At 69.9% G+C, this 13,056-nt stretch carries 13 protein-coding genes; 8 read left to right on the top strand and 5 right to left on the bottom strand.

The genetic code is table 11. The annotated features are described in order from the left end of the window. From kdpA to AB0E88_RS04465, 3 genes are read left to right on the top strand one after another with little or no spacing between them, the layout of a single operon-like run. Positions 1-1,662, top strand: a complete 1,662-nt coding sequence (gene kdpA / locus AB0E88_RS04475) for a potassium-transporting ATPase subunit KdpA (RefSeq protein ID WP_361623615.1) — start codon at positions 1-3, stop codon at positions 1,660-1,662. Beyond that, positions 1,662-3,815 (top strand): potassium-transporting ATPase subunit KdpB, encoded by a 2,154-nt coding sequence (gene kdpB / locus AB0E88_RS04470; RefSeq protein WP_361623612.1) that lies wholly within the window; start codon positions 1,662-1,664, stop codon positions 3,813-3,815. Before kdpA ends, kdpB begins: the two co-directional genes overlap by 1 nt. Positions 3,816-3,820: 5 nt before the next feature. Then, positions 3,821-4,489 carry a potassium-transporting ATPase subunit C gene (locus AB0E88_RS04465; RefSeq protein WP_361623609.1) on the top strand — a complete coding sequence of 223 codons (669 nt, stop codon included), beginning with the start codon at positions 3,821-3,823 and terminating at the stop codon, positions 4,487-4,489. Between the two features lie 339 nt (positions 4,490-4,828). On the opposite strand, the gene AB0E88_RS04460 is transcribed toward AB0E88_RS04465, so the two are convergent. Then, entirely contained in the window at positions 4,829-5,278 is a 450-nt protein-coding gene (locus AB0E88_RS04460) for an Lrp/AsnC family transcriptional regulator (protein WP_361623606.1), read from the bottom strand. Positions 5,279-5,371: 93 nt separating this feature from the next. Here AB0E88_RS04460 and AB0E88_RS04455 point away from each other — a divergent pair, with 93 nt between their 5' ends. From AB0E88_RS04455 to AB0E88_RS04440, 4 genes are all read left to right on the top strand, one after another. After that, positions 5,372-6,184 (top strand): LLM class flavin-dependent oxidoreductase, encoded by an 813-nt coding sequence (locus AB0E88_RS04455; protein WP_361623603.1) that lies wholly within the window; start codon positions 5,372-5,374, stop codon positions 6,182-6,184. Then, positions 6,181-6,621 (top strand): nucleoside deaminase, encoded by a 441-nt coding sequence (locus tag AB0E88_RS04450; protein WP_361623600.1) that lies wholly within the window; start codon positions 6,181-6,183, stop codon positions 6,619-6,621. The genes AB0E88_RS04455 and AB0E88_RS04450 overlap by 4 nt, the downstream gene beginning before the upstream one ends. A gap of 221 nt (positions 6,622-6,842) precedes the next feature. Next, positions 6,843-7,709 (top strand): SDR family oxidoreductase, encoded by an 867-nt coding sequence (locus AB0E88_RS04445; RefSeq protein ID WP_361623597.1) that lies wholly within the window; start codon positions 6,843-6,845, stop codon positions 7,707-7,709. 182 nt (positions 7,710-7,891) lie between these two features. Further along, positions 7,892-8,329: a glutaredoxin domain-containing protein gene (locus AB0E88_RS04440; RefSeq protein ID WP_361623594.1), complete on the top strand. Its 438-nt coding sequence runs from the start codon at positions 7,892-7,894 to the stop codon at positions 8,327-8,329. Positions 8,330-8,479: 150 nt separating this feature from the next. Here the strand turns inward: AB0E88_RS04440 and AB0E88_RS04435 are convergent, their stop codons facing one another. Together AB0E88_RS04435 and AB0E88_RS04430 are read right to left on the bottom strand one after the other, a co-directional pair. Then, positions 8,480-9,118: a dihydrofolate reductase family protein gene (locus AB0E88_RS04435; RefSeq protein ID WP_361623591.1), complete on the bottom strand. Its 639-nt coding sequence runs from the start codon at positions 9,116-9,118 to the stop codon at positions 8,480-8,482. Between the two features lie 227 nt (positions 9,119-9,345). Beyond that, positions 9,346-9,705: a MerR family transcriptional regulator gene (locus AB0E88_RS04430; RefSeq protein ID WP_361623588.1), complete on the bottom strand. Its 360-nt coding sequence runs from the start codon at positions 9,703-9,705 to the stop codon at positions 9,346-9,348. Between the two features lie 61 nt (positions 9,706-9,766). Here AB0E88_RS04430 and AB0E88_RS04425 point away from each other — a divergent pair, with 61 nt between their 5' ends. After that, positions 9,767-10,906 carry an alkene reductase gene (locus AB0E88_RS04425; protein ID WP_361623585.1) on the top strand — a complete coding sequence of 380 codons (1,140 nt, stop codon included), beginning with the start codon at positions 9,767-9,769 and terminating at the stop codon, positions 10,904-10,906. 260 nt (positions 10,907-11,166) lie between these two features. On the opposite strand, the gene AB0E88_RS04420 is transcribed toward AB0E88_RS04425, so the two are convergent. Continuing rightward, the gene (locus tag AB0E88_RS04420) at positions 11,167-11,571 is read right to left on the bottom strand and encodes a cupin (protein WP_361623582.1); all 405 of its coding nucleotides are present in this window, start codon (positions 11,569-11,571) and stop codon (positions 11,167-11,169) included. Next, on the bottom strand, positions 11,568-13,016 hold the full coding sequence (locus AB0E88_RS04415) for an MFS transporter (protein ID WP_361623579.1): 1,449 nt from the start codon (positions 13,014-13,016) through the stop codon (positions 11,568-11,570). Before AB0E88_RS04415 ends, AB0E88_RS04420 begins: the two co-directional genes overlap by 4 nt. Between the last annotated feature and the right edge of the window lie 40 nt (positions 13,017-13,056).

Below are 13,056 nucleotides of genomic sequence, written 5' to 3'. Positions count from 1 at the left end.
GTGGGTCCCGTTCCGGCCGGCGTGCTCCAGCTGCTCGCCCTCATGGGCGCACTGGCCCTCGCCTACATCCCTCTCGGCTCCTACATGGCCCGTGTCTACTCCTCCAAGCGGCATCTGCGTGTGGAGCAGTGGATCTACAAGGGCATCGGCGCCGACCCCGACACCGAGATGACCTGGCCCGCCTACCTGCGCGCGGTCCTCGCCTTCTCGGCCGTCGGTGTCCTCTTCCTCTACCTCCTCCAGCGGCTCCAGGGCGTCCTGCCCGGCTCGCTGCACTTCTCCTCGGTCGACCCGGCCCAGTCGTTCAACACGGCCGTCTCCTTCGTCACCAACACCAACTGGCAGTCCTACTACGGCGAGCAGACCATGGGGCACGTGGTGCAGACCGCCGGACTCGCCGTGCAGAACTTCGTCTCCGCGGCCGTCGGCATGGCCGTCGCGGTCGCCCTGGTCCGGGGCTTCGCCCGCTCACGCACCGGTGAACTCGGCAACTTCTGGTCCGACCTGGTGCGCGGCACCCTGCGGATCCTGCTGCCGATCGCGGCCGTGGCGGCAGTGATCCTGGTCGCCTGCGGTGTCCTGCAGAACTTCTCCGGCATCCACGAGGTCGGCCAGTTCATGGGCGGCACACAGCAGTTCAACGGCGGTGCGGTCGCCTCGCAGGAAGCCATCAAGGAACTGGGCACGAACGGCGGCGGCTACTTCAACGCCAACTCCGCCCACCCCTTCGAGAACCCCACCCCGTTCACCAACCTCCTCGAGATCTTCCTGATCCTCGTCATCCCGTTCTCCCTGACCCGCACCTTCGGCGTCATGGTCGGCTCGGTGAAGCAGGGTTACGCCATCCTCGCCACCATGGCCACCATCTGGCTGGGCTTCGTCGCCCTGATGATGTGGACCGAGTTCGCCCACCACGGCCCGGCACTCCAGGCAGCGGGCGGCGCGATGGAGGGCAAGGAGGTCCGCTTCGGCATCGGCGGCTCCTCGATCTTCGCGGTCACCACGACGCTGACATCGACCGGCGCGGTGGACTCCTTCCACTCCTCCTTCACCGGACTGGGCGGCGGCATCACCATGCTCGGCATGATGCTGGGCGAGATCGCGCCCGGCGGCGTCGGCTCCGGCCTCTACGGCATGCTGATCATGGCGGTCATCGCGGTGTTCATCGCCGGGCTGATGGTCGGCCGTACGCCGGAGTACCTGGGCAAGAAGATCGGCGCGCGGGAGATGAAACTGGCCGCCGCCTACATCCTGATCACCCCGGCGCTGGTACTGGTCTTCACGGCGGCTTCGATGGCGCTGCCGACTCCGCCGCACTCCACGCTGAACTCCGGTGCGCACGGCTTCTCCGAAGTCCTGTACGCCTTCACCTCCGCGTCGAACAACAACGGTTCGGCCTTCGCCGGCCTGAACGCGAACACCGACTGGTTCAACACCATGACCGGACTCGCGATGCTGCTCGGCCGCTTCCTGCCGATGGTGTTCGTCCTCGCGCTGGCCGGTTCGCTCGCCGGGCAACGACCGATCCCGGTCACCGCAGGCACCCTGCGCACCGAGAAGCCACTGTTCACCGGCCTGCTGGTCGGCGCGATCCTCATCATCACCGGTCTCACGTACTTCCCCGCCCTCGCGCTGGGCCCGCTCGCCGAAGGACTGGCGTGATGACCACCCGTACCGAGAAGACCGAGCAGACAGAGAAGTCAGAGGACTCCATGTCCACAGCCACTCCCACCCGGGCGCCGCACAGCGACGTCCCCACCGGTCACAGCCCGTCCGAGGGCCGTGTCGGAGCGGGCCTCTTCGATCCGGGGCAACTCCTCACGTCCCTGCCCGACGCCTTCCGCAAGCTCGATCCGCGGGTGATGGTCAAGTCACCGGTGATGTTCGTCGTCCTCGTCGGCTCGGTGCTGACGACGGTGTTCTCCTTGAAGGACCCGGGGGACTGGTTCGGCTGGACCATCAGCGCCTGGCTGTGGCTGACCGTGATCTTCGCCAACCTGGCGGAGGCGGTCGCCGAGAGGCGCGGCAAGGCCCAGGCCGACACACTGCGCAAGGCCAAGACGGACACGGTCGCGCGGCGGCTCGGGCGTGACGGCTCGGAGGAGCAGGTGCCCGGCATCGACCTGAAGATCGGTGACCTGGTGGTCTGCGAGGCCGGTGACGTCATCCCCGGTGACGGCGACGTCGTCGACGGCGTGGCGTCCGTGGACGAGTCCGCGATCACCGGCGAGTCCGCCCCGGTCATCCGTGAGTCCGGCGGTGACCGCAGCGCCGTCACGGGTGGCACCAAGGTGCTCTCCGACCGGATCGTCATCAAGATCACGACCAAGCCGGGTGAGACCTTCATCGACCGGATGATCAACCTGGTCGAGGGTGCCGCACGGCAGAAGACGCCCAACGAGATCGCCCTGAACATCCTGCTCGCGTCCCTGACGATCGTGTTCCTGCTGGCCTGCGCCACGCTGCCGCCGTTCGCCGGCTACGCGGGCACGCACCTGACGATGGTCGTGCTGGTGGCCCTGCTGGTCTGCCTGATCCCGACCACGATCGGCGCGCTGCTCTCCGCGATCGGCATCGCCGGCATGGACCGCCTCGTCCAGCGCAACGTCCTGGCCATGTCCGGGCGCGCGGTCGAAGCCGCCGGTGACGTCTCCACGCTGCTGCTCGACAAGACCGGCACCATCACCCTGGGCAACCGGCAGGCCGCCGAGTTCGTACCGGTGCGCGGCACCACCGAGGCGGAGGTGGCCGACGCGGCCCAGCTCTCCTCGCTGGCCGACGAGACACCCGAGGGACGCTCCATCGTCGTCCTGGCGAAGGAGAACTACGGCCTGCGCGAGCGTCACCAGGGCGAGCTGGCGCACGCCGAGTGGATCGAGTTCACCGCCCAGACGCGCATGTCGGGCGTCGACATCGACGGCCGCCGGATCCGCAAGGGCGCCGCCGCCTCCGTCGTCGCCTGGGTGCAGGAGCGCGGCGGCGAAGTCGCCGACGACGCCCAGGAACTCACCGACCGGATATCGCAGGCAGGGGGAACCCCGCTGCTGGTCGCGGTGGACGACGAGCGGGGCGCCCGCGTCCTGGGGGTCATCCACCTCAAGGACGTCGTCAAGAACGGCATGCGGGAGCGGTTCGAGGAACTGCGCCGCATGGGCATCAAGACCGTCATGATCACCGGCGACAACCCGCTGACCGCCAAGGCCATCGCCGAAGAGGCCGGCGTCGACGACTTCCTCGCCGAGGCCACCCCCGAGGACAAGATGGCCCTCATCAAACGGGAACAGGCCGGCGGCAAGCTCGTCGCGATGACCGGCGACGGCACCAACGACGCCCCGGCCCTCGCCCAGGCCGACGTCGGCGTGGCCATGAACACCGGGACCTCGGCCGCCAAGGAGGCCGGCAACATGGTCGACCTCGACTCCAACCCGACCAAGCTCATCGAGATCGTCGAGATCGGCAAGCAACTCCTGATCACCCGGGGCGCGTTGACCACGTTCTCCATCGCCAACGACGTCGCGAAGTACTTCGCGATCATCCCGGCGCTGTTCGCCGCCGTCTATCCCGGCCTGGACAAGCTGAACATCATGCACTTGTCCTCGCCCGACTCCGCGATCCTGTCGGCGGTCGTCTTCAATGCGCTGATCATCATCGCGCTGGTGCCGCTGTCCCTGAAGGGCGTGCGCTACCGGCCGATGAGCGCCGACAAGATGCTGCGCCGCAATCTCGGCATCTACGGCCTCGGTGGCCTCGTCGCCCCCTTCATCGGCATCAAACTCATCGACCTGCTCATCTCTGCGATCCCCGGAATCGGGTGAAGGACATGAACACCTCCTTTGTGAACACGGCCCGGTTGCTGGGAGCGGGCCTGCGCGCCCTCCTCGTGCTGACCCTGGTGACCGGAGTGATCTACCCACTGGTCGTCACCGGCATCGCCCAGGGCCTCTTCCACGACAAGGCCAACGGCTCCGAGATCCAGGCGGACGGCAGAGTCGTCGGCTCCTCCCTGATCGGGCAGTCGTACAACCTGCCGCTGAAGCAGGGACAGCGCACCGCGGACCCGGACCTGCGGTGGTTCCAGGGTCGCCCGGCGAACGGGCTCGGCACCAACACCGTGAACACGCGGTACAAGCTGATCCTGTCCGGCGCCACCAACCTGTCCGCGGACAGCAAGGACCTCATCCAGCAGGTGGAGAACGCCAAGTCCGCGGTCGTGAGGGACAATTCGGTCCCCGGATACAGGGTGGACCCGTCCGACGTCCCGGCGGACGCGGTCACCTCCTCCGGCTCCGGCCTCGACCCGGCCATCTCCCCGCAGTACGCGGCCCTCCAGGTGCACAGGGTCGCCGCGCGCAACCGTCTCAGCGTCGCCGTGGTGGAGAAACTGGTCGAGGACCACACGCAGGGCCGCACCCTCGGCTTCATCGGCGACCCGCAGGTCAACGTCCTGGAACTGAACATCGCGCTGCGGAACCTCACGGCCGGGACGTGACAGCCTGACGTGACCGTCGCGGGTGCCGGGGTGCCGGGGTGCCGGGGTGCCGGGGTGCCGGGGTGCCGGGGGATGCCCCGGCACCGCCGGCTTCCTACGGCACGACAAGAGGCGCACACACTCATGACCCGGATGCTCGTGGTGGGGGAGGACCCGCAGCTCGTGCGGGTCCGGATCTGGCCGTAGCGGTCGACTCGCTCCCACATCAGCAACCACGTCCTAGCGGTGCTCCTCCGCGTCCCGCCGAGAGCGGCACCAGCCACTTCGACGATTCCGCGGGTGGCGAGCCCGCCCCGCGGAGGGAGGGCCGCCTCGCGCGGCGGCCCTTGAGCGGAGGAGCTAGGTCGGGGAGACGGGGCCGCGGTAGGGGAGAGTCTGGCTGTAGACGACGCTCGTCGTGGTACTGCCGAAGCCGGCGAGTTCGTCCATGAGGGTCTCCAGGTGTGCCATGGAGGTCGCGGCCACCTTGAGGGTGTAGCAGTCGTTGCCGGTGGTGCGCAGGCACTCCAGGATCTCGCGGCGTTCGGCCAGCAGGCGGCGCAGGGGCTCGTGGCGGTTGCCCGGGTATTTGAGGCTGACGACGGCGAGGACGGGATAGCCGACCTTGGCCAGGTCGATCTCGGCGCGGTAGCCCGTGATGACGCCCGAGGCCTCCAGATTGCGGACGCGTTCGGTGGTGGCCGATGGGCTGAGGTTCACGCGGCGGCCCAGCTCGCTGAGAGAGACGCGGGCCTCTCGTTGCAGCTGCTCGATGATCGCCCAGTCGACGTGGTCAAGATTGCCGGCCATGCGGCGAAACTACCAGCAAATTCACGGAGAATCAGCAGCTGAACAGCGAGAAGTGAGTTCCCTGCGCCATGATTGCCGGGATAGCCTCGAGTCATGCAACTGGGCGTAAACGTACCGAACTTCGGCCCGGGAACCGACCCCGGCATCCTGCGTGAATGGGCGCGGCACGCCGAAGGGCTCGGCTTGGGCGCCCTCATGGTGTCGGACCATGTGGCGGTCACCCCGGACGTGGCCGAGCGGTATCCGGAGCCGTTCTACGAGCCGTTCACCACCTTGTCGTGGCTGGCCGGTCTCACCACCAGGGTGCGGCTGGGTACGACCGTGCTCGTCCTGCCGTACCGCCACCCCCTGCTGGTGGCCCGCATGGCCGCCAACCTCCATCAGCTGAGCGGCGGTCGCTTCGTCCTCGGCGTGGGCGTGGGCTGGGCCCGGCAGGAATTCGAGGCCCTGGGCGTACCGTTCACGGCACGTGGCCGGCTGACGGACGAGTGTCTTGGCATCCTGCGGGAGGCCAGGAACGCGGGGCGCCAGGAGGGCGACGTTCCTGTGTGGATCGGCGGCCACAGTGAGGCGGCTTTGCGGCGCGCCGTGAGATTCGGTGACGCCTGGCATCCGCTGCGCCTGTCCGTCGCCCACATGCGCGCGTCCTTGCGACGGCACACGCTGCCGGCATTCGCGCCCCGCATCGCCCTGCGTATCACCGGCGCACCGGTCGACGCCTCCGACCGGGCCGCCGGCGTCGGCACCGTCGAGCAAATCCTCGACGACCTCGACCAGTTGCGCCTGCTGGGCGCCGACACCGTCGTACTGGACCCCTACCACGGGGACCCGGAAGAAACACGTCGGCCAGACGCGGCATGGCGGGCACTGACCCTTGTGGCCACTCACTGGAGCACTCGATCATGATCACCTCGGCCGACGAGGCCCTTCTGCGGCGAGCCATCGGCATCGCCGCCCACGCCGTCATCCTGGGCGACGCGCCGTACGGATCACTCCTGGCCGGGCCGGACGGCACCGTGCTCGCGGAGGCCCACAACACGGTCCGGCGGGACGACGACATCACCGCCCACCCCGAACTCAAGATCGCCCGCTGGGCGGCCCGCGAACTCGACCCGGACATCGCCGTCCGAACCACCCTGTACACCAGCTGCCAGCCATGCGGCATGTGCGAAGGCGGCATCGTCCGCTCCGGCATCGGCCGGGTCGTCTACGCCCTGTCGACCGAGCAACTCGTCGCGATCAACCCCCCGTCGGGCGCCTGGCCGACCGTGCCGCACGACGGTCCGGCCCTCCACCAGGAGGCCCGTGATCCCGTAGCGTCCTATTACCGGCCCACGCGATGACCACGACCGGCAGCCCAGCCGGGCCCCGAAGGGGCAGACCGGCCCGCTTGCGACAAGTTCCTGACCCGTGCGGCGCACGTCACGGAGCACGGGGCTGTCCGATGCGGCTGAATGCGCGCCGCCTGTGCTTCCGCGCGCCTCTACTGGCCTGAACATGATGCTGCCATCATCGCGCTGCGCGGCTGACGGCCGCGGTCACGGACACGGCGACCGGGGGACGCATGACGCGGCGATGGCTGGTGACGGGGTGCTCTTCAGGACTCGGGCGGGCGCTGGCAGGCGCCGCCGCGGAAGTCGGCGACCGGGTGGTCGCCACCGCCCGCAGACCCGCCACCCTGAGTGACCTGGCTGACCGGTACCCGGACCGGGTCTCGGCGGTGGCTCTGGACGTGTGTGACGCCGACCAGTGCGAGGCGGCGGTCGCCCACGCGGTCGACCGCTTCGGCGGCGTCGACGTGCTGGTGAACAACGCCGGGGCAGGGCTGTTCGGCGCGGTCGAGGAGGTGTCCGACGCCGAACTACGCGCGCAGCTGGAGGTTTTGACTGTCGCGCCGTGGCGGCTCACCCGCTTGGTCCTGCCCCTGATGCGCCGCCAGGGCTTCGGGCACATCGTCAACGTCTCCTCGATCGCCGGACGGATGGGGCTGCCGGGCCTGTCGGCCTATGTGGCGGGCAAGTACGCGCTGGAAGGCATGAGTCAGGCTCTGGCGGCGGAGGTCGCGCCCTTCGGTATCCGGGTGCACGCCGTCGAGCCCGGCGGTTTCGCCACCCACTACGGCACCTCGCTGGCCGAGGCCGCCGGCCGCATCCAGGCCTACGCGCAGAGCACGGGAGACGTCGAGGCGGGCCTGCGGGGCATGCCCGACAACCCAGGGCTGAGCCGGCCCGAGGTTTTCGCCCACCACGTCCTGCGCCTGGTGGCGTCGCCCACGGCACCACTGCGCGTACCGATCGGCGCGGACGCCTACGATTTCCTGCAGGCGGTCGAGGCGGCGAACCGCGCCGAGCTGGCGGCCGCGCACGCCTTCGTCCACGACCCCGCCGAGCGCCCGGGGGAAGACGCGGCACCCGTGACGCCCGCTGTGTGACAACGGTGCCCGCGGTGAACCGCGCCCGCCGCCCTGCCTGCCGTAGGAGAGCCAGCGGTGCAAGCTGGTCCGGGCGCCGGGTCGGCCGTCGCGCTGCGGCGGTCGTTGTACGAATGCTGGCGTGGTCACGGGACAACCCCAGGTTCGAGGAGCATGTCAGCTTCTCGATAGCCTGCGTCACCATGAGGCGCGCCTGGATCTTGCCTGTGCTGTTCGTGCTCTGCGGCTCAGCTGTCGCGACGAGCCTGATCTTCAAGGGGAACGCCGACGCAGCCGCTGCACTCCTCCCGGTGTTTGTGGTGCTCGCGGTCGTGCACTCACCCCTGATCTTCCCGCGGTCGATCAGCGCGCTGGAGGCACAAGCCCGCAGCGCGGCCGACGGCCGACCGGTCGTCTTCTGGCGGCCGGGCTGCACGTACTGCATGCGACTGCGCATCCGGCTGGGACGCAGCGCCCGCCGGCTGCACTGGGTCGACATCTGGCGTGACCCAGCAGGAGCCGCAGCAGTGCGGGCAGCCAATGACGGCAATGAGACCGTGCCGACCGTCATAGTGGCCGGCCGGCCGCACACCAACCCCGATCCCAGATGGGTGCGCGAGCAGCTTCCACCCGCAGCGTGATCAGAAGCCGTGCCCTGTCGGTGGGAGGCGCCGGCGAACGAAGTCTGACGGTCGCCGGCTTGGGGGAGCGGTGTCCGCAACGTCGCGCGATACGCCGTCCGCCGAGGTGAGCACGGCAGCACACTCACCTCCGCGAACCCTGGCCCCGTATCAGCGGCGGACCAGCACCGCGTGCGTGACGGTCGGCGAGCCGACCAGCTCGGACACCCGGTAGCCGTCGATCCCGTAAGCCAGACTGTCGAACAGCCGCTCCCCGCGCCCGATGAGCAGCGGCGCGATCACGACGTGGAACTCGTCGATCAGCCCGGCATGCAGATACTGCTGGATGACCGCCGCGCCGCCGCCGATCCGGACGTCTTTGCCGCCCGCGGCGTCGAACGCGCGCTGGAGCACCGTCTCCAGCGGCTCGTCGGTGAAGTGGAAGGTCGTTCCACCGGCCATCTCCAGCGTCGGGCGCAGATGGTGGGTGTGGACGAAAACGTCATGGTGGTAGGGCGGGTTGTCGCCCCACCAGCCCTTCCAGGACTCGTCCTCCCACGGCCCGCGCTGCGGGCCGAACATGTTCCGCCCCATGATCGTGGCGCCGATGTTGTGCTCGCCGCGGGCGAAGTAGTCGACGTCGATTCCGGTCTTCCCCGCGGCGAAATCCGCCCCCGCGGAGACCAACCAGTTGTGCAGGTCGTCACCCCAGCCGACACCGTCGCCGAACGGGGCGTCCAGTCGCTGGTTCGCGCCGGCCGCGAAGCCGTCGAGGGAGATCGTCACGTTGTGTACGCGGACCTTCGGCATGGCCTTCGCCTCTCGTGCTGATGTCGTTCTCTCACCCCTGCGTCGTACAGAGCCTGGCTGGATCGACATCCCCGCGCACATTCTCTCGACGGCCATACGGGCGCCTCGGCATCGCGCCCCCGGCACCGCGCCCGGCACCGCGCCCCCGGCACTCCGCCGTCCCGGCAGAAGCCGGTCCGGAGGAGTGGTCCGGCGTCCCGGCACGAGCCGGTCCGGAGGACAGCCGGTCAGGCGTTCCGGGCCGTGCGGATGACCTCGTCCAGGGTCTCCCGGGAACGGCGCAGGTCGGCGATCATGCGGTCGATCCGGTCGCGTTCGGCGCTCAGATCCTGCACCAGACGGGGAGTGGCGATCGCGGAGGGCCCGCCGTCCCGGTCGCGCATGCAGGGCAGCAACTGCCGGATCTTCTCGCTGTGCAGCCCGGCCGCGTACAGCTCCTGGATGCGGATGACCCGGTCGACGGCCGTCTCCGGGTAGTCGCGGTGCCCGCCCGGGGTGCGCTCGGCGGTGAGCAGCCCCTGGGTCTCGTAATAGCGCAGCGACCGCTCGCTCACGCCGGTGCGCCGGGCCAGTTCACCGATCCGCATGTCGGCCTCCGACAGAAGAGGGCTTGAACCTCACATCAATGTCAAGTTCTACCGTGCCGGCATGACGCGCACAACCGACTTCCTCGCCCCCGCCCGGCTCGGCCGGCTCGCCCTCCCCAACCACCTCGTGATGGCCCCACTCACCCGCAACCGTGCGACGGTCGACGGTACCCCGACGGACCTGATGGTCACCCATTACGCTCAGCGGGCTTCTGCCGGGCTGATCATCGCCGAGGGCTCGACGCCCAACCAGGCCGGACAGACGTACCCCGACATCACCGCGATCTACACCGACCGGCACGCCGCAGGATGGCGGCGGGTCACCGATGCGGTCCGCGCGGCCGGCGGACGGATGTTCCTGCAACTCCAGCACGGCGGCCGGGTCAGCCACCCGGCGACCACCGGCCTCACGCCCCTCGCACCCTCCCCTGTCCCGCTGCCGGAGACGATCTTCACCCCACAGGGCCACCGGCAGGCCGCCGTCCCGCACGCGATGACGACCGACGACATCCGGGCCACGATCACCGACTTCGCCGCCGCCGCACGCCGGGCCGTCGACGCGGGCTTCGAGGGCGTGGAGGTGCATTCGGCCAACGGGATGCTGCTGCACCAGTTCCTCGCGGACAACACCAACCGCCGCACCGACGGCTACGGCGGCTCAGTCCAGCGGCGGGTGCGATTCGCAGCGGAGGTGACCGAGGCGGTGGCCGATGCGATCGGCGCGGACCGGGTGGGCATCCGTATCTCCCCGGCGAGCACGGTCAACGGTGTCCTGGAAGAGGACACCGACAGCCTCTACGCCACACTCCTGGACCACCTCAAAGGGCTGGACCTCGCCTATCTGCACCTGGTGCGCGCCGACCCGGCGACCGGCTGGTACCGGCGGATCCGCGCCGACTGGCCCGGCATCCTGATCGGCAACCCCGACCTGACCGGCCTGACCACGCAGGCCGTCACCCGGGCCACACGGGAGATGCTGGCGGGCGGCGCCGACCTGGTCGCGCTCGGCCGCCCCTTCCTCGCCAACCCCGACCTGGTCACCCGCCTCCGCCTCGGAGCACCGCTCAACCCGGTCCGGGACCGGTACTTCATGTATGTGGGCGGAGCCACCGGCTACAACGACTACCCCGCCCTGACGGATCAGGCGAAGCCGCCGTCCAGTCCCTCGCCCGAGGCGTTGGAGGGGACACGGGTCGCGTGAAGACCACGGACCATGTCCTCGGCCGCAGCCCATCAGGACGCGGGGCGGAGTTACCGATACGTCGGACCGGTCGAGGTGAAGACAGCAGTCAGGCCTGGCCGCGGCGGGTGCCGGATCGGCTCGGCGGCACGGGTGGCCGGGCAGCGATCGCTCCCGCCGCGACGGCGGCTGTCATCTCGCCTCGCACGGATGGCGTACGGGCGAAGAGTCACCGTGCCATGGGGTGGCCCGGCGGTAGACCCGGCCGGGCCACCCCGCTGTCAGCGAGTGCCGGTGCGTTTTTCGAGGCGGGTGCCGTCGCGAAGGGTGATCGACATGAGGTCGCTGGGGGCGTCGAGCTCAAGGCGGTGCCAGCGGCCGCGGGGGACGATCACGGCGGTGCCCGGCTGCAACTGCACCATTTCCTCGGTGTCGTCGGGCCTGGCGGGACGGAAGTAGAGGCGGATACCGCCGGTCAGGCAGCACACCGCCTCCTCGGCCTGCGGGTGCATCTCCCAGTGGTCTGCGTGAACGTCGGCGTCGGTCTCCACGTGAAATGTCGCGAGCTGCCAGGCGCCCGATTCGTTGCTTGTCATCCGCCGTTCGGCGGCTCGGACGTCGCCGTCGGGGTGGATGTGCAGCGCCGCGGCGAACAGATCCACGGGTGAGAGGGGAGTCGTCGTCATGAAGGCGTTCCTTCCAGTCGGTTCTCTGCGGGGGTGGCAGGTCGTGGACCAGGTGTTTCGGTCCGGCGGCGGGGCAGCACACCGATCGCCACGATCGCCGCGATCACGAAGAGGGCGGCGGCGACGGCAAGGCCCAGGGCGTAGCCGTCGTTGAGCGCGGCGGGGCCGGTGGCCGCGCCGGTGCGGTGTGCGGCGATGGTGGCGAGGGCGGCCAAGCCGATGCAGCCGCCGAGTTGGCGGGAGCTGTTCATGAGGCCGGAGGCCATGCCGGCCTCATGGGAGGCGACGTCGGTGGTTGCGGCGGCGACGGTAGGGGCGATGACCAGTCCGACGCCGATGCCGGTGACGATGCAGGGGCCGAGCACGTCGGTGAGGAAGCCGCCGTCGGGGCTGATGCGGGTGAACCAGGCCAGGCCCGCGGTGGCGAGGAGGGCGCCGGGCACCAGCGACGCACGGGGGGTGCGTGCCGCGGTGACGCGGGTCGCGACGATGCTGCCCGCGACCAGGCTTGCGGAAAAGGGCAGGAACGCGGCACCGGTTGCCGCGGCACTCATGCCCAGAACCTGCTGCATGTACAAGGACACGAAGTAGAACGCCGCGAACTGCCCGGCCGTGGAGAAGAAGACCAGCACGTTGGCGCCGGCGACCCAGCGGTTGCGCAGCATGCCGAGGCGCAACAATGGTGCGGAAGCCCTGGATTCGGTGACGACGAAGGCAACCAGGAGGATGGCTGCGGCGACGAGCATCGTCCATGTGGCCGGGGAGTCCCATCCTTCGGCGTCGGTGCGCACGACTCCGGTCACCAGCAGCCCGACTCCACCGGTGGCCAGGACGGCGCCGAGCGCATCCAGCCGCTCGCTTCGGGCCGGACGCGCTTCGGCGGGCACGCCTGCGCGGACCAGCGCGAGAGCCACCACGACGATGGGAAGATTGATCAGCATCACCCAGCGCCAGCCCGCGTACTGGGTCAGCAGCCCACCCGCCAGCACGCCCAGCGCTCCGCCCGCGGCGTTCACCCCACTCCACACCCCGAGCGCGCGCACGCGCTGCGGGCCCTCGGGGAAGGCGGTGGTGAGCATCGCCAGCGTGGCCGGGGTGGCCGCGGCGGCCCCCAGACCCTGGCCGGCGCGCGCGGCGATCAGTTGCCAGGGCGCCTGGGCGAGCCCGCCGGCCAGTGAGCACAGTCCGAAGACGGCCAAGCCGAGCACAAACAACCGCCGTCGGCCGTAGAGGTCACACGCGCGGCCTCCCAGCAGCAGGAATCCGCCCAGCGTGAGCGCGTAGACGTGCACGACCCACGACAGGTCCAGCGGTGCGAACCCCAGCGCGGTACGGATCGCGGGCAGGGCGACGTTGACCACGGATAAGTCCAGGGCGACGGCGAACTGGGCGACGGCTGCGGCTGCCAGCACCGTTCCGGGGCGCCCTCGCGAGTTTTTATACATGTAAGGAAAGTAGCGCCAAGGGATCGGCCTTGTCGACACC

It is taken from the genome of Streptomyces sp. NPDC028635, from assembly GCF_040637635.1.
GTDB lineage: Bacteria > Actinomycetota > Actinomycetes > Streptomycetales > Streptomycetaceae > Streptomyces.
This window is presented reverse-complemented; position numbering and strand designations above follow the sequence as displayed.

Coding starts and splice junctions, on each gene's coding strand:
- kdpB (WP_361623612.1), top strand. CDS start 1,662: ATGACCACCCGTACCGAGAAGACCGAGCAGACAGAGAAGTCAGAGGAC.
- AB0E88_RS04465 (WP_361623609.1), top strand. CDS start 3,821: ATGAACACCTCCTTTGTGAACACGGCCCGGTTGCTGGGAGCGGGCCTG.
- AB0E88_RS04460 (WP_361623606.1), bottom strand. CDS start 5,278: ATGGCCGGCAATCTTGACCACGTCGACTGGGCGATCATCGAGCAGCTG.
- AB0E88_RS04455 (WP_361623603.1), top strand. CDS start 5,372: ATGCAACTGGGCGTAAACGTACCGAACTTCGGCCCGGGAACCGACCCC.
- AB0E88_RS04450 (WP_361623600.1), top strand. CDS start 6,181: ATGATCACCTCGGCCGACGAGGCCCTTCTGCGGCGAGCCATCGGCATC.
- AB0E88_RS04445 (WP_361623597.1), top strand. CDS start 6,843: ATGACGCGGCGATGGCTGGTGACGGGGTGCTCTTCAGGACTCGGGCGG.
- AB0E88_RS04440 (WP_361623594.1), top strand. CDS start 7,892: ATGAGGCGCGCCTGGATCTTGCCTGTGCTGTTCGTGCTCTGCGGCTCA.
- AB0E88_RS04435 (WP_361623591.1), bottom strand. CDS start 9,118: ATGCCGAAGGTCCGCGTACACAACGTGACGATCTCCCTCGACGGCTTC.
- AB0E88_RS04430 (WP_361623588.1), bottom strand. CDS start 9,705: ATGCGGATCGGTGAACTGGCCCGGCGCACCGGCGTGAGCGAGCGGTCG.
- AB0E88_RS04425 (WP_361623585.1), top strand. CDS start 9,767: ATGACGCGCACAACCGACTTCCTCGCCCCCGCCCGGCTCGGCCGGCTC.
- AB0E88_RS04420 (WP_361623582.1), bottom strand. CDS start 11,571: ATGACGACGACTCCCCTCTCACCCGTGGATCTGTTCGCCGCGGCGCTG.
- AB0E88_RS04415 (WP_361623579.1), bottom strand. CDS start 13,016: ATGTATAAAAACTCGCGAGGGCGCCCCGGAACGGTGCTGGCAGCCGCA.